This window comes from Bacillus sp. FSL K6-0268 (genome assembly GCF_038005425.1).
Taxonomy (GTDB): domain Bacteria; phylum Bacillota; class Bacilli; order Bacillales; family Bacillaceae_G; genus Bacillus_A; species Bacillus_A thuringiensis_S.
Window position 1 is genome coordinate 1,001,228 of record NZ_JBBOTF010000001.1, and the last position, 20,095, is coordinate 1,021,322.

The window sequence follows — 20,095 nt, forward strand, 5'->3', positions numbered from 1 at the left end:
TTATTTATTCTACAGTATTATTCATTTAATGTAGCCATTATTTCATTGGCTATATTCTTTCCATTTCCAATACACGCACCAATTCCGACACCATAATATGAGGCACCAGCTAAATATATATTTGGATAAAGATTCGTCATTTTTTCTTGCAATGCTTGAACCGCTTGATTATGTTCTAAATGATATTTCGGCATTAAATCTTTCCAATTTGTAACTTCGACTACTTCTGGTTCACCTTTAATTCCGAGACTCTTTTCAATATCATATAAAGCTACTCGTACTAATTCTTCTTCACTATAATTTTTGATTGTTTCATATACCGGATTGGTGCTCTTATAAAACATTCTTACCAATAATTTTTGTTTACCGGATGTATGTTTCCACTTTCGACTTGTCCATGTACAAGCATCACAATGTAAATCACTGTTTTCCGTTACAATAAACCCTGTGCCGTCAGCTGGTAGTTGTTCATCTAGTATGTCAAATCCTAAGTAAATACTTATAAGAGATGAGTTTTTAAATGTATTAAACTGCTCATTTAACTCATTAGACTGTAATAAAGTTTGTGCTATATCATGCGGAGCTGCTAAAACAACATAATCAGCTTGTATTGTTTCATGATTTACAAAAGAAATCTCATATCGATCTTCTTGTTTACTTACAGCCGTCGTTATAGCACCTTTTTTTACGACAGTTTCAGTAAGCACTTCTTCTAAGCGATTAATTATCGTAGATAGTCCACCTTTAAATGATACGAATTTTTTATTTCCTGCTGATTGAAATTGTTTTTTATTCTCTTCAAAACCTTTAATAATACTTCCATACTTATTTTTATAATCCAGTAAATACGGTAATGTAGATGCCATTGTAAGCTCATTCAATTTACCAGAATATACGCCTGAAAGTACAGGAGCAATTTGTCTTTCCACTAACTCTTTCCCTAAGAAACTTTCTAAAAATAGAGCAAGTGATGTATCTTTCGTAAACTCTTTATTTTTCGTTATGAAATCTTTTAAAGCTACGATTTTCCCTTTCGTTGAGACTAGCGTACTGCTAAACAAAGACTGGGCGCTCATCGGTATCCCAAATATAGTATCAGAAGGAATCGGATGTAACATGTTTTCAGAATATATGTAAGAAATACCCGTTTCATTATATACCATTTCATCTTCTAAATTTAAATCTTTTACAAGTGGCATAACATATTCATTACGAGCAACGATTGAATCCGCTCCTGACTCCATAATGAAATCCTTTTCTTCCACACTATGGATTTTACCACCTAAATACTCTTCTTTCTCAATAAGAATTAAATTTAAATCGATATTATAATCCTTTTTTAATTTTTCTAAATAAAACATAGTAGAAAGTCCCGTTATACCTCCACCGATAACAACAACTGTTTTCATATGTGCTGCGCTCCTAACCGATACAATTAATAATTCCTTTTTATTATAACCAAAAGTCCTTATATTCGACTAGCAAGTTGCGCATTCTGTAAGAAATTAGACAATATATTTGAATATATTTTCAAATTACCTAATAAAAAAGAACTATAACATATACAAACCACGTCATAGTTCTCTTTATTTTAAAAACATAAAGTAATTGATTAATTTGTCTAGTTCTTGACTCAATGCCAATACTTTTTCATGTTGAATTCCATAATCCGATACTAAATATAAAAGTTCTTCTTTTTTTATTTCAATTACTTTTTCTAATTTCGCTAGTTCCATGTCGTTTTACATCTCTCCAAAAATAAAATGTATGTATTTCAGTATAGCCTACTTACATAATTAGTAAAAGTAAAATACGCATGTAAAATCTTACAAATTTGAAAAAATAATATACTACTAACAAAAAAGAAACTAGATTAAGCTCCCTCTTACAGATTATTGACGTTCATTAAGAATTAATAACATACCGGAATTTTTCTAATGTTATATCTTTATAATCTGGAGCTCTCTTTATATGATTAAAATAACTATATGAGAATTTAAATACATGACCAAAATCCCAATCGAATTCACTATAGTCTTTTATCCAAAATATATTTTCAGTTGGTAAAATATTTGCACGTTTAGATTGAATTAAAGGTAATCGATCTATAGGTGAGTGTAAAGTTATTCCCGTATTCAGCTTGAGCTTTTGGCTAGCTCGTAGTACGTATACTAGTTTTAAAAGCGGGCGTATCCCTCGTTGAAATATATCTATATGCCCTAAATCGTACATTATATTAATTGCGTGGGAGTAAGTAAGCAAATGCCCAATTAAATCATGATGCGATTCCGCTCGATAAATACTATTAAATTTCGATAACTCATTTAAAATGAACTGAGATACTTGTGTTGGATTACTCAATTCACTTTTTATCTCATCTTCAAAACTTAATTGTTTTACTTCTTTCGTCGTATAACCAATCCACGATCTACCTGGAATTGTTTTTCGAAATGATAAAATAAGAGTAGTAATCCCTTCAATTGCTTGATTATCGCCCCATTTTTGTAGCTCTTTCATAGCCAATAAACTTAATGACGCATAAATGACGTTATGCCCCACCCAATGAAGTTCATCAATCGTTTGTTCTAAAGATTTTATAATCATATTCTCCGCAATTTGAAAATCTATTTCTTTTTTATCATCAATCATCTCACCAATTTTTTTCTTGTTCAGCATCATCCTTGTTTGCGAATACATATTACGAGCTGTTTCTTCATCAATATTATTATCTTTCATAAAAAAATAACTAGCAATTGCAGCTGCTCCAAAATGCGCATGCCAAATATCATTTGTTTCTTTTTTGCATTGAGAAATAATTGAAAGGCCGCCTTTTAAAATACTTTTGTTTTCCATTTTCTATCTCCCCTAATAAAGTGAAACTTTAATCAGCCCTTACCAATCGGGCATTTATGGGCAGTTAATCCCCCACCTAACTTCTTTACTTTCGCTGAATTTTGAGGGAGGTCTTACTGCCCGTTAATGCGGGATAAAAATCACTATATTTTCACCCTAAAGATGGTGTCAGTACAAATAAAATGTGATTCGATTCATCACTTTTATTCAAAAATCGATGCTTCACATTCGGTGGAATACGTACAACATCGCCTTCTTCTAAAAAATATTCTTTTCCCTCCAATTCCACATACACTTCCCCTTTCATAACAACAGCAATCTCTTCCTTATCTTCATGGGAATAATGGCTTTCTGTTGTGTTTGCTTGTTTATTTAAATCCATCATTAGCATTTCAATACGTGCTTTCATAAAATCAGGTGTTAATACATCATATACAATGTGATTATTGTTTTCCCGATATACTTTTTTTCGATCTTTTTTCTTAGAAATGAGCGAATCTGTATCAATTTCGTTAATAAAAAGTGTAAACAGCGGTACATTTAATGCTTTTGCAATTAATTCCAAAACATTTAAAGAAGGATTAGCATGCCCTCTTTCAATTTGGCTAATTAACGATGTACTAATCCCTGCATAATCAGCGAATTCACGAATTGTCATGTTATTTTTCTTACGGTAACTTAATACCGTTTGTCCAAGCCTATCATGTATCATAGTAAAAATTCCTTTCGTCCATCATAATGCATGTTTCTTTGTCTTTGTGCTGACATACTAAACAAAGGCAAATAATCCTTCCCTATCATCTCTGGGACTTATATACTTACTTTTGTACATTATATCGTATTAAGTTTATTATAATAAACATTCTATCGGAGGGACAAACTTTGAAATCACCTATTCTTTCATATTGCATCTTATTTTTTGGTGTATTCGCCTTATCAACTTCTGCAATTTTTGTAAAATTGGCAGATGCTCCTGCTACAATCATTGCTTTTTACCGATTATTCTTTGCCACACTGATTCTGTTACCGTTATTACTATTTAATAAAAATAGTCGAGATGAGCTAAAAACTTTAACGAAAAAACAATGGGGATTCGGATCCATATCTGGGCTATTTTTAGCTGCACATTATGTACTTTGGTTTGAATCATTACAATATACTTCTGTAGCAAGCTCTACAGTTATCGTAACGCTACAACCTTTGTTCTCAATGATTGGTGTTTATTTTTTATTTAAGGAGAGATTTACGAAAGGAGCGGTTATTGGTTGCCTCATCGCTATTTCAGGTAGTATCGTTATTGGCTGGCAAGATTTCCAAATTAGTGGAGCAGCTTTATATGGAGATATTTTAGCATTTATCGCTGCCGGTATCATTACTGCTTATTTTTTCATTAGCCAACACGTTCGTAAAGATTTGGCACTTATACCATATTCGGTAATTAGTTATGGAAGTAGTGCTGGCTTTCTTGGCATATTTGCTTTCACGCAACAAGAATCTTTCATCCATTATTCTACACAAACTTGGTTGTGCTTTATTGGATTAGCTTTCATTGCTACAATTTTAGGACAAACCATTTTTAATTGGTTATTAAAATGGATGAGTGCTACTTTAATTTCCATGAGCATTTTAGGAGAAACAATTGGAACTTGTATACTAGCGTACTTTATATTACATGAGACCATTTCTTTACAACAAGGACTAGGAATTACCGTTATTTTTATTGGTTTAGTATTATTTTTATTACAGCCAAATTCTAATAAAAAAGCATGACAGTATACTGTCATGCTTTTAACTATTAATTATGTACAATTAAACCATCCGGTCTAAAACGACTCATCATAATTTCATTAATAAACTTTCCTTGAGCTTTCAAATTCCCTATCTTTACTCCCTCTTCTACAAATCCAAATTTTTCATATAAAGCTTTTGCTTTTGGATTCGTTTCTAACACACCTAGTTCCACTCTCTCTAACATTAACCAATTATCAGCCAGATCAAGCATCTTCGTAAGAAGTACTTTCCCAATTCCTTTATTATGATATTCACTATCGACCCCAATGAATAAATCGCCTGAATGAGATCTTCGTCCCGGACTTTGTGTTAAACCTACAAACCCAACAATTTCTCCATCATATTCTGCAACAAATTCAAATTGATTTGGTGCTAAATTTCGAATTCTATTTTCCATAGCGTCTACACGCATGCTAGGTAAGAAAACCATATACGGTAAAACTTCATCTTGTATACATATACGATGAATTGCTCTAGCATCTTGTATTTCTACTGCTCTAACGTTGATCCCCATCTTTCTCTCCTCCATATAAATAACAATATATTTGTTTGTGTGTATTCTAGAAACGTGTATGAATGACCTTCTCACTCGTATTTCTTTATGTCATTTTCACATAATTATTTCGATATAATACTTATTTTCCTAAAAGATTAACAACTATATGGATATGGTTAACTTTTCACCTTGTTATATAAATTAAGCAAATTTTCAATCAGAATACCATTTAGTTTCATGCCGACTATATCACAATTTTCTATTTCAATATTTTTCAGATTACTATTACTTATGGTGCTACCTTCCAAATCACATTTATCGAATACAATAGGTTCCTTCTCATCTCCGAGACTTGTATTTTTAAATTGCACTCCACCTAAAGTCACCAAATTAAATTTACTGCCAGAAAGATTTAAATCTGCATATGATGACCTTCTAAAATTTATATTTCTAAACTTTGATTGACTTACATTACAATTACTCATATTCGTATTCATTATATTGCTACCAACAAATGAACTGTTTTTTAAATTCACTTGATAATACTCTGTATTTGCTAAATTACAGTTTTCGTATTGACTATTTTTCATATCTTTATTTGTAACTACACTCTCTTTGTTTGAGCTTGTTTTTATTCTTTTCACGTAACAATACTCATCTTCCGATTCAAAAATCATTTGGTAACCTATCTTTTTATAAAAGTGATGATTGTTAATTTGTCTACTAGATGTTTCGAGATCCCAAATCTTTATGTTCGGATATTCCTTTTCTATTAATTTCATAACATGTGATCCAATTCCTTTTCCTTGATAAACAGGATCTACAAAAATACGATCAATTCGACCGTACGACTTACCAGAAATCGTAACTATTATCCCTCCGATTATTTCTTTATCCATGACAACTTTGAAAGAATCCAATTCTTCAATGGAATATTCCATCATTTCAACTGAAGAATATCCTGGCGGTTGAATGTTATAATCAATGACATTATCTTGGCCGTATAGCCATTGTTTTGCTTCTGCATCAAATGTTCTTTTCATTATTTCTGTTAATTTCTCAGCATCTAAAATTGTAGCTTTTTCTATAGATAGCATTGTTGTTTTCCCTTTCATTATTACAAACCAACAACTATTGTGAATTCCATAATTATCAATTCATTTTTATTTTTAATGCTTTTCCCATTATTATATATGGAACATCATTTTTACTTGGATGAAATGGCTCTAATACATTTACCCAATCTAATCTTTCATATAACGAACGTGCTTTTTCATTGTTTATTTGTGTTGTTAAAACACTTGTTCTATTTGAAAGCCCTTCTAGTAATTTATTATGTAATTTCGTTCCAAGACCTTCATTTTGGTATTGTGGGTGAACTGCTAACTCTACAAATTCAAAACAATCTTGTAACCATTCGTCTACTTGCTCTAGATGTAACGCTTCTCTCATTAATTGATTATAGTACTGTCCCTCCATTGAGCGATAACCATAAGTAAAGCCAACTACTTCATTTTCATCATTTATTGCTACTATACCTTTAAAACCTGTATATTCTATATGCCTATTCATTCGCTCGATCATTTCATTGAAATTTGTTTTCTCAAATACTTTACAATACAATTTTGCCATATTCCCAATTAAGATTTCATCTTTTTCAATGCTTAAGAATTTCACTTTATTCCCCCCTATTAAAACATTTATATCCTTAAATTTTTAAAAACAAAGAAAATTAATACTAATCACTCTCTTTACTATTAAACTACAAATCACCCTATATTTTCCACAATTACTTAGTATTAATGAATAAAAGAAGAGACCATGTAATATCAACATGTTCTCTTCTTTTATTCATTTTCAATTTTATCCCGCTATTTGCCGGACAGTAAGACCCCCACCTCAAAATTCAGCAAAAGCAAAGAAGTTAGGTGGGGCCCTGCTGCCCGTGAACGCCCGATTGGTGAGGGCTGACCCCCCCACTGATTAAAGTTTCACTTTATATAATTAAAAATTAGATATTACTTAAGCCACTCGTTGCAAGTATTACTTAACTGCTGTAAATCTTCTATAAATTGACTCGCATCATATCCATCACAAACCGAATGATGTACTTGCAATGAAACTGGTAGCATAACCTTATTTCCTTCGTTAAAATATTTCCCACAAGTTATAATTGGCAATAGAAATTTTTCATCATTATTAATATTAAGATTAAATCCAGTAAAACTAGTCCAAGGTATGCTAGAAATCGGAAATACATTAGGCGGAATATTTTCTTTCGTGAAAAGACCATGAACATTAGCATAGCATCTCATATCGTCTTCATAATTTTTATAGAAAGTGCGGAAATCACTTGAATAATCCGTCCATATACTTGAAAAAGACTTATCATCTTTATGAAAGATTGTATAATTCGGTATCATTTCCTCCCAATAGCCTAAAACTCCTTCATCGTTAAAACATGTTCGAAATTTTTTATGATTATTTACTACTCTAGAAATTAAATATATAAAAACGGGATAAAATTTTATTCCCTTTTGATATACTTCCTCTAATAACATCGTGATATCAACATTCACAGTCATACTAAATGTACATTTCAACTTTAAATAATGCTCAAAATACTGCTCTCTATTCCAATCTTCTCTATCAATTACATGGAACTTCATTCTAATAGCCTCCTAAAATTTTCTTTTTATTTTAGAAGGCTAATTCCCTTGCTTTCACCATAATTGTTCACTCCTAACAGTGTACATTTCACCCTAATTATTTATTTAATTATATAACATATGTAAGAATCAATTCACATATTTCTGGAAATCCATCCACATACTATAGATAAATCAAATGAAATTTGGAGGATACATACATGAATAACAAAAATATGAATAAAAAAGAAAATGTTACTGAAAACACTACATCTATTCAAAATAATAATACTGCAAACCTTACTATCGAAGAACAAGCAATGAACGGCTTATACGGAATGCCCGAAACAACAATTGAAGATGCTGATCACGCTTCAGCTGATGATTTGACTTCAAAAAATTAATTAACTACATTGAAAAAGCCAAGGAAAATATCCTTGGCTTTTTTAACTATGCATCCACCTTTTGTATTTCTTCACTCTTTCTTGAAAGTTTACCTGGCCAAAAAGCAAATCGGCCTAACACAACTGTAATTGCGGGTACAAGTAACGGTCTTACGATAAACGTATCTAGTAATACGCCAATTGCAGTTACAATACCAAATTGAACTAATACTTGAATTGGAAGTGTACCTAACACTGCAAAAGTTCCTGCTAAAATTAAACCTGCCGATGTAATAACACTACCTGTTTGTATTACACCATTTTTTACTGCATCCATGTGATTTTGTGTCTTTCTGTTTTTCCATATTTCTGAAACCATAAAGATATTATAATCTTCACCTAAAGCAACTAAAAATACGAATGCGTACAACGGTATCGCACCTTGAATGGCCGGCGCTCCCATACCGTAATGAAGCAATATCCATCCTGCTCCTAACGCTGAGAAGAATGATAAAACGACAGTTACAATTAAATAAATCATCGCAACAACCGATCGTAAGTAGACAAGTAATAGTAAAGCGATAATGCTAATCATTACTGGAATAATTACTGATTCATCACGTTCAGTAATTTGCTTTGTATCATATAATGAAGCTGTTTCTCCACCAATCCACAATTGATCTTCAGTATTACGAATCCCAGCATCTTTTAATACTTTTTCTACATTACTTTTCAATTTAGGAATTTGATCTAACGCTTCAATTGAGTATGGATTTTCCGCTAAAGAAACTTCATACATTTGTATTTGCTTATTTTCTTTTCCCTCTTTTGGCTCTTTCACTGTATTTACGAAAGAAAATTTCTCTAGTTCTTGTTTAATAGGAAGCTCTTTTCCTTTCGTATCAACAACCACTTTTACTGGTGCTAGTTCACCAGCTGAGAAATGATCACTAATTAACGTAAACCCTTCACGAGAAGGCATATCCTTTGGAAACGATTCTAATAAGTCATATGTGTATTGAATACGTGGTACGAACGAAGCCAATCCACCTAATACAAACACAGTTAGCATAATTATTGTCCACGGTCTTCGTACTACTACATCTCCAAGTTTTTTACTAAAGGAGCCTTTTGATTTTTCAACTTTTACAGCCCTCTTTTTCTTTCTTGCAAACTCCTCATTCATTGAAGTTGTTCTCGGTATAAACGGGAAAAATGCAATCCTACCGAAAATTAATAATAGTGCTGGTAAAATGGTTAAAGCCGCGATTCCCATTATAAATACAGCAACACTAAATGGTACTGCAAATCGATGAAAGGCACCATAATGAGCAAGTAGTAATGTTCCTAATCCAAGTACAACAGTTAACGCACTCATTATTATTGCACCGCCAGAAGCTTTAATCGCAAGTTGTAATGCTTTATATTTACTTTCTTCTTCTAACAAGTACTCTCTATATCTTGAAATTAAAAATAGACAATAGTCCGTTCCAGCACCAAACAATAATACTGTCATAATTGATATTGCTTGGGCATCTACTTTAATCCATCCGTGATCAGCTAAAAAACCGAGTGTAGGACTAATGATACCGTATGCAAAGCCAACAACAAGTATAGGTAAAATTGCTAAAATTGGCGAACGGTAAAGCAAAATTAATAGGACCAAGACTAATAATACAGTAGCCACTAACAATTTCACATCTGCTTGACTAAATAAACTAACTGCATCCGTTTGAATACCTACAGGCCCAGATAATCGAACATGTAAACCAGATTCACTTATTTTTTGTTTAAATGGATCTTCATCCACCTTACTATTCACTTTTTTTTCAAGCTTTTCCAGATTTCCTTTTAATATATCCGTACCAGCAGATTTATTAAAGAATACCGGTGTAACAAATGATGTACCATCTTTTGATGCACTTTTTGATAATACTTGCTCTGGAATTGTATCAAATGGCGGTAACGTTGATTGTTCTTTTAAAGGATTAGCTTTTAACTCTTTATAAACGTCTTGTATGAGTTTATAATCCTGTGACTGTAATCCACCATCTCTATACCATACTACTAACAACGGATTCCCTGTATTATTCGGAAACTCTTTTTTCATAAGCGCTTCCGCTTGCTGTGACATAGCTGTTTCAGGTAAATTTTTTGGATTCGGTTCTTTCGTACTGTTTACTTGTGGTAACGTAAATGAAAGTAATAATGTAATAAGAACCCACACCGATAAAGTGATCCATTGCGTATTTTTCCCTGCTACAAGCCTCCCTAACATATGTAACGGGTGCTTTTTCATAAAAACCCACCTTCCTTTTTTCCTCCATTATTAATTATATATACTGGTCGGTTAATTAATCAAGAATGATTGAAAATTATGTTATAATTATCTCAATCATAAATGTCAGGAGCGAATGTATTTGGAACAAAAACAACGTCCTCTCGGAAGGCCGCGTCAAAATAAAAATACAAAATCTACAAAAGAAACCATTTTAGAAGTGGCAACCCGCTTATTTCTTACACAAAATTATCAAGTCGTTTCTATGGATGAGGTCGCAAAAGTTTGTGGTGTTACGAAAGCAACTGTCTACTATTACTATTCAACAAAAGCCGATTTATTTACCGCTACTATGACCGAAATGATGGTACGTATACGCGAAAATATGTCTCAAATACTCTCTACAAACAAAACGTTAGAAGAAAGATTATTAGACTTCGCTAAAGTTTACTTACACGCAACGATGGATATTGATATGAAAAATTTTATGAAAGATGCAAAACTGTCGTTATCTGAAAAACAATTGAAAGAATTAAAAAATGCTGAAGATAATATGTATGAAGTACTAGAAAAAGCACTCGATAATGCGATGCACATCGGAGAAATTCCGAAAGGAAACGCTAAATTTGCGGCTCATGCTTTCGTATCTTTATTATCAATTGGGAATTTTAAAGATGAGAATCACAATCCTATTCTTGCAAATATAGATGAATTAGCACAAGAAATCGTTTCTTTTTATTGGAATGGGTTAGGTCATTCATATTAAACTGATTTACTTTAATAAAAGAGCATGTTTAATTTTTTCAAACATGCTCTTTTATAATTTATTTATATACTAATAACCAGATTATACTTCAACGTCACTTAACAAAAAACTCCATTTTAACTTTACAAATTTTGAAGTTGAACATTTATATTCTCCTTACTTAATCCCCCATGGTAACAAACTACAGATTCAATATGTAAATTTAAATACTTCTTCAAAGACTGCTTTGCTTCCTTAATATTTATAGTTGTTGGGGCGTGAATTCCTCCTAACATCCCATTCACACTATACATAGAGTCTCCTGCAATAAGAATTTTACTTCGTTTCAAATATAAACTAATATGACCCGGAGTATGCCCTGGAGTATGAAGAATTAGTATTCCACCGCAATACGGAAGTTCTTGCCCGTCAATCACAGTATCACTCACTTTTCCTTTTGGTCGGTTCTCTACATTTCCTTCCTTCAATAAAGGCAAATCCCCCTCAATATATGGCTTATCTAATTCGTGCGCATAAACCTTAATATTATTTCCACAGCGCTGCAACAACTCCGGAAGACTACCTATATGATCAATATCCTGATGCGTCAAAATCACGACTTTTAACTTATCAAATGATACCCCAACCTTTTCCATCTCTACTTGTATATCTTCAATTTGTCCTGGGAAACCCGTATCTATTAATACTGCCATTTCATCATCCCATAAAAGAATTGGATGAATAACAAATTCTTGAAATTCAAGTTGTAACATTTCTATCCCTTTAGCAATCTCCATACAGCCATTCTCCTTTATACTGAAGTTTGAAAATATGTACGAGTAAACTGAAAATATAAAGTGAAACTTTAATCCGTTGGGGTTTTACTGCCCGGCAAATAGCGGGATAAAGCACCTTTATCTTATAATATGTTTTGTCATCCCAATAGAGAATGCTTCAAACCCTATAGATTCATAGTAAGATTGCAATTTTTCTACACACATAAGTTGTGGAATAACCTTGTTTTGTTCACAGTGCTGGATTAATCGTTTCACTATTTCTTTTCCGATGCCACTAGACTGATATTTTGGCAATACACCAACTCCACAAATAATGCCTGTTATGACTCCATCTGATATGACACGCCCCATCCCTACTAACCTCTTATCATCAAAAACATAAATTGCATACCAACTTTGCTTACACATTTGTTCTAACTCGTTAACCGTTAATTTAAGAGAATTCCATCCTAAAGATTCGTATAAGGATAATAATCCATTAAAATCTGTAGGATGTTCACTTGTGTGGCGTATACTATTTTCCATGTAAATACTCCCTATTCTCTGGCTTGTTTATATTTCATAAAATTCCCTTTACACAAATCTAATCGATGTAAAAATAACTAGAACAAACTTCAATAAGAAAGATAGAATTCCTTCTCAATATAAAATAAAAAGAAGTTATCTCACTTAAGATAACTTCTTTTATATAAGACTCTCATTATATTATCAACCAAAAAATATACAACTGCATACGATTAGCACAAACAAAACTAATAAACCATTTGAGAAATAACCCATTGAATACTACCCCTTTATTAAATTATGTAAAAGATTTTATCATAAAATGATTTACAACTTAATAACTGAAAAAGACATTGCATTCATTAGTTATATATGTTAAGTAATATTTTATTTTCGGGCATATTCTTCTTAACTTAAACCACTTCCCATTCCCTTATACTTAAGTTCTGATAACTTCAGAACAATACATAAAGAAGACCTTAACTTATTGACGTCTTCTTTTCAACTACACTAATAGCTAATTCACGTTTTTTATCGAATATATATATATCCTTCACTAACAGAGACATATATAAAATGTATTCCCACTACATAAACATCTATAATCTGATTATCAACATCCTTATAACCTTCAAATCTCATCCTCGGTTATTCTAATAGCTTTCTTATTCAAAAATAGATTTTTAAAAATTCCTACCCCCACAATTAATAAACCTATACCAACTAATTTATTTATTTGTAATGGAATGCTCTCCATTCCAAATAATCCGAATGTATCAATGCATAACGCAACGACCAATTGAGTAATAAGACTAATTAGCACCGTATATGCTGGACCTAAGCTCTTTATTGCACCCATTATACAAATAATTAACCCGATGCCAAACAGTCCACTTACATAAAACAAATAATTTGTAGTATACACTTTAATGTTAATACTGTTTTCTGTAATGATATAAAATAGAATAGAACTAATGAGACCTATTCCAAGGACACATGTAGTCGTTAACCACTGTCCTACATTTTCATTTACTTTTGCATTAAAAACAGATTGTAAGCTAATTAATATTCCTGCTAATATAGCTAAACTAAATCCAATCAAAATCTTCCTCTCCCTTTCATTGCTCATATATATTATCTTTAGCGACTTCCTTCATTCTAGAAAAATCTTTAATGACAATAACTCCATTACTCTTTTCAATTAATTTATCATTATAAAATCTTTGTAATACCCGAATTACGTGCCTATAACTTACCCCTATAAAGTCTGCAATACTTGTTACCGAAGTCGTATCCAAATCCCCTTTGTACATATTCCCGTTACTATCTGTTGAAATTGAAAGTAAATAACTAGCTACACGTACTTCTACAGGATAAAGTAAATTAAGAGCAGTAAAACGAGTCGATATTTTTAACGTGTTCGCAATGTTTTCAAGTAAGAACTTCATAAATATAGGATCATGTAATAACTTGTTTCTAATAACCGTATTAGAAATGGAGATAGCTATAACATCTGAACAAGCTTCAACGACATTATGTGCTTTGCTATTTTGAATTAATTCAATATCACCAACAATGGCCAATGGATTGATAAAGCGAAGGATTAGTTTCTTTCCTTCTGATGTAATCGTGTAAACTTTTACTTTACCTTTAACAACAAAATATAAACGATCCATTTCGTCATCTATATTGCAAATAAGCTCGCCTTTTTCAAAGTAATTTAATTGAAAATAAACTGTATCTATTTCTGAAAAAATCTCGAGCGTTTTATTGGTTCTCAAATAATGCGTAATTAAACCTGATTTATCCTCCATATTCATTTCTCCTTTCATTTACATATTAAATACAACAATACCTATAATCATTACTATTGTTCCCACAATATGATATCTCTCCATCTGTATCTTTTTTATATGAAACAGTCCTTTCATTTCAATAACTGTTGCCGTTAACAATTGAGCAACCATTAGTGTGCCAGCTGTCAATGTAACTCCTAGTGAATATATCGCCATCGTTTCTGCACAAATAATGAATCCACCAAATGCACCCGCTGCTAAATATACTTTTTTCACACTCTTTAAATCTGTTACTTTCTCTTCTTTCTTTAACAAAAATACAGTTGTTGCAATAAGGAATCCAATTAAATGGGTTATAATACTCGTCGACCATATACCGATATGTGAACTAAGTTTCGCATTAAAGGTTCCTTGAAGTGTTATAAATATCCCCGCAAAAACAGCAAATATAATACCTTTCAAAAAATCATCTCCTCATCTTTTATTTCTGACTTAATTAAAAGCTATAATCCTATAATGGCAAAAGGACAAATGTCACATCACTATGAAAATAACTTGGAATGAACAAAAAACACACCTCAAAAATGCGAGATGTGTTTATCTTTATTATTTATATATAAAATTTTATAAATTTGAATTACGCTACATTAAAAGATTTCTTTTTCATAACAAACTTTGCAAATAAGAAACGTACAAGCGGTCCCATAATAATTAATTGTAATGGATATGCCATTATGAAATTTTTAATAAAAATCGAAAAATAAATTGAAACAAATGAAGCTCCTTGTAGTCCACCATGTAAATGCATCATAGCCATACCGAAAAATGACATAAAGAACACCATTCCGATTACCATAGTTGTCGCCATCGCAACGATAATATTTATTTTCTTAGATTTATCAAATGGCAACATGAATACAATTTTTTTCGCACAAGGTCCAACGATACATATTTCAATTAATAGCGCAATAATAAAGCCAATTAATAGTTCTAATGCAATCTCTTTAATATAAATTGGTCCTCCTGTTTCATTCATTAGTAAATTGTAAAACGTCATTACGATAACCATCCCAAGGCACATCATCATACCAAATTGGAGGTTTTCTTTTCTTGTTGTTGGCAAAATTCATCATCCTTTCTCTTTGAGTCTTTGTCATTATATCGATATTGAAACCCCCTTCGTAAGTGAACATTTTGTGAACAAATTTAAAACGTTTTCATGTATTTTCTTTACTTTCAACTCAAATTCTCACTTTTACTTATAAAGGTTTTATATATTTCAATGTTGAATTACTAAATTTAACATTGCATTACATTATTACTAGGAGGATAACCATGAATGAACAAGGATTTTTCGTATATCATATCGTAACAAAGAAAAAAATGCATATCGGACAAATCATTCCTTTTAACAAAAATCAACACAATACTCTATATCACTTCTTTTTTGAAAGAGAACAATTAAATGCTAATGGTGAAGATGGCATACAAATTTTAAATAAACACTATAAAAATAACGAATTACATATAAATAATGAAAATGCTAAAGTAGTCATGAGTTATATGGATCAAACAATTAGAGCAGCTAGAGAAACAATTGTAGAAATGGTTAGACTACAAGAATTCCCTGAATATCCTTCCAGATTATCTTGTTTATACGCTGCAAAAAGCTATGAAGATGCTTTAAAATGGAAAGCATTATTTGATTCTTACAATCGAGAAGTTTTACAGATTGTTAAACTACAAGTAATCGGAAGTTCTTTTGAAGGTGACGGGAATCTTTTACCAAAAGAAGATGGTATTCCTTTTTCTCAAAAAATCGAACAAGCTAGAGAGTATTGGAAAGGAAATATTAGAAATGAACTTCCTGAGCTACTGATTAATGGAGAAATTGAAGTGGTGGAAATTATTGATGACTTCTCCTCAATTCATATTTAATTTCTAACTAAATCATATAGGATGGAGATTACAATGAAGAAAAAAGTGTACTTCAATCATGATGGCGGCGTAGATGATTTAATTTCATTATTTTTATTACTTCAAATGGAAAACGTTGAGCTTACCGGTGTATCTGTTATCCCAGCAGACTGCTATTTAGAACCCGCAATGTCTGCCAGTCGTAAAATTATCGATCGCTTCGGCAAAGGTAATATTGCAGTAGCCGCTTCAAACTCTCGCGGGCAAAACCCGTTTCCAAAAGACTGGCGGATGCATGCATTTTATGTAGATGCTCTACCAATTTTAAATGAGTCTGGAAAAGTTGTAACACCCGTGGTGGCAAAACCCGCGCATCATCATTTAATAGAAACGCTTCTACAAACGGAAGGAAAAACAACTTTATTATTTACTGGGCCCCTAACTGACCTTGCTCGTGCATTATATGAAGCTCCCATAATCGAAGATAAAATTGAACGTCTCGTTTGGATGGGTGGTACATTTCTTACAGCAGGCAATGTACATGAACCAGAGCATGATGGAACAGCTGAGTGGAATTCGTTTTGGGACCCTGAAGCAGTGGCTCGTGTATGGGATGCAAAAATTAAAATCGACTTAGTGACACTAGAAAGTACAAACCAAGTTCCGTTAACTATAAACATACGTGAACAGTGGGCAAAAGAACGAAAGTATATTGGTATGGATTTCCTTGGTCAATGCTATGCAATGGTCCCCCCTCTCGTTCACTTCTCAACGAACTCTACTTACTATTTATGGGATGTACTAACTACCGCGCTTGTCGGAAACACTAACCTTGCAAAAACTGAAACGATTAATAGTATCGTTCATACATACGGACCAAGCCAAGGACGTACAGAGGAAACTGCTAATGGACGACCTGTAAATGTCGTTTATGATGTAAAACGTGATGTATTCTTTGAATATATTACTGAATTAGCAAAGAAAGCTTCTACTTGAACCACTATCTATACGAAAAATAAATAGAATAAAATCACTTCAGACGATGAACCCCTATATTTAGAATTTAGTTGAAACTACATATTTAACTATTGAAAAGAGTATTGAATTAAATTTCAATACTCTTTTTGTGCAATTTAATTATATTGGATTAATGTAGTGTCTTATTGATTATTCATTTCATAACCATTGACAAAATACGTTATTGTTTCTAACTCATCTTCATTTAATTCTCTATCTAGTTCTTGTTTATACACTGCCTTTATCTTCTCTTCATCGCCTTTATGAATTTCTGTATAAGTTCCTACTGTTTTTAACATACGAATCTCTTGTAAAAACTCCTCTCGATTTATCGCTTCCCCATGAGAAAGAATATATGTCTCAGCATCAAATTTCTCTAATTCATCTATCAATTTAAACGTTCTTTTCGTCGTATAGTTCCACTTCGAAGAAAAAATATCTGCATATATACAGTCTCCTAAAAACAATATCTTTTCTTCTTTTATGTACATAACAACAGAATCATGTGCATGATCTCCGCCCACATGTTTTAACACGCAGGTCACTTCACCAAGGTCTAATTCCATTTGATCCTGGAACGTTAAGGTTGGAGGAATAATGTTAATATTTCTCGCTTTTTCTTCAAACTCTTTCTTGATGCAATCCGCACAAAATTCAATTTCAGTACCCTCTTTTACGCGTGCGTCCAACGCTTCATCTGTCCATTCATAAGATACTATTGCCTGCATTTCTTTTTTCGTTTCAGCGTGCGAAATAGTTAATGCATTCCGTAATACAGATAATCCAAAAATATGATCCCAATGCCAATGCGTTAGTGCTACAAAATCAGGATTCGATACATTTTGTTCTTTTAACATTTCTAAAAATAATTGTGCATGTTCTTCTGAATTCCCTGCATCAATCATTAAAGTTTTTTCTTTTCCAACAACCATTCCTAATATAGGTCTATCCGTTTCAGAAACTGGTGTCATATACCAAAATGAGTTTCCTATTTTTTTAATTTGTTGCATAACCAATTCCCCTCGTATATTAATATTTAAGCCCTATCTCAGGCTTAGTTTTTCTCTCTAATAAGAGTCCAGTAATAAAGAAAATACTTGGACGTCTCAAGATATTTCTAGATAATGGTCTTAGGATCATTTGGGACAATTCTGTATTCCCCTGTGGATTTACCACACGAAAAGAGTGTTTCTCAGTGAACGCGCGGGGCTCCCTACTCGCAGGCTGAGCAGCCTGATCCTCGAACCTAGATGTTAGTAGCTCTAGGGCGGCTTTCGATTCAGGACTAGCTCTTATACACGAGGTTGTTGGTCGGCGTACACACTAGAGATATCTCGAGACGTCCAAGCAATGATTCTAAATCGAAAGGAGGTCTCTTACGTGAGATTATTTGTTGGTCTAGATGTAAGTTCGTTTGATATGAAAGTTTGCTTTTTAAATGGTGAAGGAGAAAAGCTAGATTCTTTTTCAGTCAGTAATGACTTACCAGGTGCACAGGTACTTAAAGAACGATTATTACAGTGCACAACCAATCAAGAGGTTGAAACTTTAAAAATCGGCTTAGAATCTACATCTGTTTACAGTTTTCACCCATCCATGTTTCTCCATCATGACGAAGACTTAAAAAGATTTGGCACAAAGGTATTTCTTCTAAATCCAAAACAAGTCGCAAACTTCAAGAAAAGTTATTCAGACATGAATAAGACTGACGAAATTGATGCCTTTGTCATCGCTGATTATTTACGATTTGGGCGAAATCAAATGTCCATCGTGAAAGAAAGTCAATACGTGGCATTACAGCAATTAACAAGAGCTCGTTATCAACTCGTTAGAATGTTGACAAAGGAGAAACAACATTTTCTACAACACCTAAGTTATAAATGTAATACGTTCTCACAAGAAGTCGATTCTTCTATATTTGGTAACGCCATGATGGAATTGTTCCTTGAAAAATTCAGTCTAGAAGAGCTAGCTGACATGCCTTTAGAGGAACTCGCTGAGTTCCTACAGGAAAAGAGTAAAAATCGATTTGGTGACCCGAAATGTGTCGCATCAACCATTCAAAAGGCTGTTCGCACGTCGTACCGTTTAGATAAGGTGGTAGAAGACTCAATCGATATTCTTTTAGGAACATCAATCGAAATCATTCGTACCTATCAAAGACAAATTAAAGAACTAGAAAAATCTATTAAGCGGATCATGGCTGGATTAACGCAAACATTAGAATCCATTCCTGGAATCGGGCCTATATATGCCGCTGGTATTATCGCTGAAATTGGCCAAATCGAAAGATTTGACGATGAAACCAAAATCGCAAAATATGCCGGGTTATATTGGCGTACATACCAGTCTGGCCGGTTCACCGCTGAAAATACTTCATTATCTCGTAATGGGAATCATTACTTGCGGTATTACTTAGTTGAAGCCGCCAACTCTGTAAGAAAGCATGTATTGGAATACCAAGAATATTACGCAAAAAAGTATAATGAAGTACCAAAACATCAACACAAACGTGCACTCGTTCTAACCGCAAGAAAATTTGTGCGATTGGTGGATGCGCTACTACGTAATCACCAACTCTTTACGCCTGAAAGGTGTGTGAAAGTGTGACATAAAACTTGTCATCGCTACCTTTCAATCAATTCCAGTATTTTACATGCGGTGCTGGTCTAGTTTCGTGATGTCTTTTTTAAGCAATTTGTCCTTTGATAACTTCAAAATATATTATTTTTCAGTTGACATACTACCGCAGGTCTTTTCATTTTCTCACTTAAATTTAATATATAAATTATAACGAATCACTACTTTTTTCTCTATACTCAAACACAATTACTTGGACTAATCCAACTTAATTTTTCGTAAGCTAAAAA

At 32.6% G+C, this 20,095-nt stretch carries 22 protein-coding genes; 6 read left to right on the plus strand and 16 right to left on the minus strand.

Annotated elements, in window-relative coordinates:
• Positions 1-17: 17 nt before the first annotated feature.
• The 4 genes from MHI28_RS04970 to MHI28_RS04985 all read right to left on the minus strand — a co-directional run bounded on the left by MHI28_RS04970 (position 18) and on the right by MHI28_RS04985 (position 3,565).
• A complete protein-coding gene (locus tag MHI28_RS04970) occupies positions 18-1,409 on the minus strand; it encodes a protoporphyrinogen oxidase (RefSeq protein WP_000860361.1) in 1,392 nt (463 codons plus the stop codon).
• A 177-nt stretch (positions 1,410-1,586) separates the two neighbouring features.
• Positions 1,587-1,736: an aspartyl-phosphate phosphatase Spo0E family protein gene (locus MHI28_RS04975; protein WP_000417698.1), complete on the minus strand. Its 150-nt coding sequence runs from the start codon at positions 1,734-1,736 to the stop codon at positions 1,587-1,589.
• A 169-nt stretch (positions 1,737-1,905) separates the two neighbouring features.
• The gene (locus MHI28_RS04980; RefSeq protein WP_000428900.1) at positions 1,906-2,853 is read right to left on the minus strand and encodes a hypothetical protein; all 948 of its coding nucleotides are present in this window, start codon (positions 2,851-2,853) and stop codon (positions 1,906-1,908) included.
• A gap of 151 nt (positions 2,854-3,004) precedes the next feature.
• Entirely contained in the window at positions 3,005-3,565 is a 561-nt protein-coding gene (locus MHI28_RS04985; protein WP_000581034.1) for a helix-turn-helix domain-containing protein, read from the minus strand.
• 170 nt (positions 3,566-3,735) lie between these two features.
• On the opposite strand from MHI28_RS04985, the gene MHI28_RS04990 reads away from it, so the two are divergent.
• Positions 3,736-4,623: a DMT family transporter gene (locus MHI28_RS04990; RefSeq protein WP_000841795.1), complete on the plus strand. Its 888-nt coding sequence runs from the start codon at positions 3,736-3,738 to the stop codon at positions 4,621-4,623.
• 25 nt (positions 4,624-4,648) lie between these two features.
• Here the strand turns inward: MHI28_RS04990 and MHI28_RS04995 are convergent, their stop codons facing one another.
• From MHI28_RS04995 to catA, 4 genes are all read right to left on the minus strand, one after another.
• Positions 4,649-5,158 (minus strand): GNAT family N-acetyltransferase, encoded by a 510-nt coding sequence (locus tag MHI28_RS04995; RefSeq protein ID WP_000512623.1) that lies wholly within the window; start codon positions 5,156-5,158, stop codon positions 4,649-4,651.
• Between the two features lie 158 nt (positions 5,159-5,316).
• Entirely contained in the window at positions 5,317-6,255 is a 939-nt protein-coding gene (locus tag MHI28_RS05000; protein WP_003309472.1) for a GNAT family N-acetyltransferase, read from the minus strand.
• Between the two features lie 37 nt (positions 6,256-6,292).
• Positions 6,293-6,817, minus strand: a complete 525-nt coding sequence (locus tag MHI28_RS05005; protein ID WP_000670760.1) for a GNAT family N-acetyltransferase — start codon at positions 6,815-6,817, stop codon at positions 6,293-6,295.
• 341 nt (positions 6,818-7,158) lie between these two features.
• Complete coding sequence (gene catA, locus MHI28_RS05010) at positions 7,159-7,809, minus strand: type A chloramphenicol O-acetyltransferase (RefSeq protein ID WP_000668530.1); 651 nt, start codon at positions 7,807-7,809, stop codon at positions 7,159-7,161.
• A gap of 200 nt (positions 7,810-8,009) precedes the next feature.
• Between catA and MHI28_RS05015 the strand changes: the two genes are divergently transcribed.
• On the plus strand, positions 8,010-8,192 hold the full coding sequence (locus tag MHI28_RS05015; protein ID WP_001060661.1) for a DUF4021 domain-containing protein: 183 nt from the start codon (positions 8,010-8,012) through the stop codon (positions 8,190-8,192).
• Positions 8,193-8,238: 46 nt separating this feature from the next.
• Here the strand turns inward: MHI28_RS05015 and MHI28_RS05020 are convergent, their stop codons facing one another.
• On the minus strand, positions 8,239-10,470 hold the full coding sequence (locus MHI28_RS05020) for an MMPL family transporter (protein WP_086412975.1): 2,232 nt from the start codon (positions 10,468-10,470) through the stop codon (positions 8,239-8,241).
• A 121-nt stretch (positions 10,471-10,591) separates the two neighbouring features.
• Here MHI28_RS05020 and MHI28_RS05025 point away from each other — a divergent pair, with 121 nt between their 5' ends.
• A complete protein-coding gene (locus MHI28_RS05025; protein ID WP_017763131.1) occupies positions 10,592-11,215 on the plus strand; it encodes a TetR/AcrR family transcriptional regulator in 624 nt (207 codons plus the stop codon).
• A gap of 122 nt (positions 11,216-11,337) precedes the next feature.
• Here MHI28_RS05025 and MHI28_RS05030 read toward each other — a convergent pair whose 3' ends face one another.
• From MHI28_RS05030 to MHI28_RS05055, 6 genes are all read right to left on the minus strand, one after another.
• A complete protein-coding gene (locus MHI28_RS05030; protein ID WP_000401471.1) occupies positions 11,338-11,991 on the minus strand; it encodes an MBL fold metallo-hydrolase in 654 nt (217 codons plus the stop codon).
• 117 nt (positions 11,992-12,108) lie between these two features.
• Entirely contained in the window at positions 12,109-12,516 is a 408-nt protein-coding gene (locus MHI28_RS05035; RefSeq protein ID WP_000431724.1) for a GNAT family N-acetyltransferase, read from the minus strand.
• A 610-nt stretch (positions 12,517-13,126) separates the two neighbouring features.
• Entirely contained in the window at positions 13,127-13,597 is a 471-nt protein-coding gene (locus MHI28_RS05040) for a DMT family transporter (RefSeq protein ID WP_000579008.1), read from the minus strand.
• Between the two features lie 16 nt (positions 13,598-13,613).
• Positions 13,614-14,309 carry a Crp/Fnr family transcriptional regulator gene (locus tag MHI28_RS05045; protein WP_000389684.1) on the minus strand — a complete coding sequence of 232 codons (696 nt, stop codon included), beginning with the start codon at positions 14,307-14,309 and terminating at the stop codon, positions 13,614-13,616.
• An 18-nt stretch (positions 14,310-14,327) separates the two neighbouring features.
• Positions 14,328-14,753, minus strand: a complete 426-nt coding sequence (locus tag MHI28_RS05050) for a DMT family transporter (RefSeq protein WP_000676020.1) — start codon at positions 14,751-14,753, stop codon at positions 14,328-14,330.
• Positions 14,754-14,928: 175 nt separating this feature from the next.
• Positions 14,929-15,414, minus strand: coding sequence for a hypothetical protein (locus MHI28_RS05055; protein ID WP_001143403.1), 486 nt, complete (start codon positions 15,412-15,414; stop codon positions 14,929-14,931).
• Between the two features lie 212 nt (positions 15,415-15,626).
• On the opposite strand from MHI28_RS05055, the gene MHI28_RS05060 reads away from it, so the two are divergent.
• Together MHI28_RS05060 and MHI28_RS05065 are read left to right on the plus strand one after the other, a co-directional pair.
• Positions 15,627-16,229, plus strand: coding sequence for a DUF2441 domain-containing protein (locus MHI28_RS05060; protein WP_001005235.1), 603 nt, complete (start codon positions 15,627-15,629; stop codon positions 16,227-16,229).
• Positions 16,230-16,250: 21 nt separating this feature from the next.
• Positions 16,251-17,204, plus strand: a complete 954-nt coding sequence (locus MHI28_RS05065; protein WP_140153288.1) for a nucleoside hydrolase — start codon at positions 16,251-16,253, stop codon at positions 17,202-17,204.
• 164 nt (positions 17,205-17,368) lie between these two features.
• On the opposite strand, the gene MHI28_RS05070 is transcribed toward MHI28_RS05065, so the two are convergent.
• Positions 17,369-18,235, minus strand: coding sequence for an MBL fold metallo-hydrolase (locus tag MHI28_RS05070; RefSeq protein ID WP_001184095.1), 867 nt, complete (start codon positions 18,233-18,235; stop codon positions 17,369-17,371).
• Between the two features lie 370 nt (positions 18,236-18,605).
• On the opposite strand from MHI28_RS05070, the gene MHI28_RS05075 reads away from it, so the two are divergent.
• The gene (locus MHI28_RS05075) at positions 18,606-19,835 is read left to right on the plus strand and encodes an IS110 family transposase (protein ID WP_100909797.1); all 1,230 of its coding nucleotides are present in this window, start codon (positions 18,606-18,608) and stop codon (positions 19,833-19,835) included.
• Positions 19,836-20,095 lie beyond the last annotated feature (260 nt).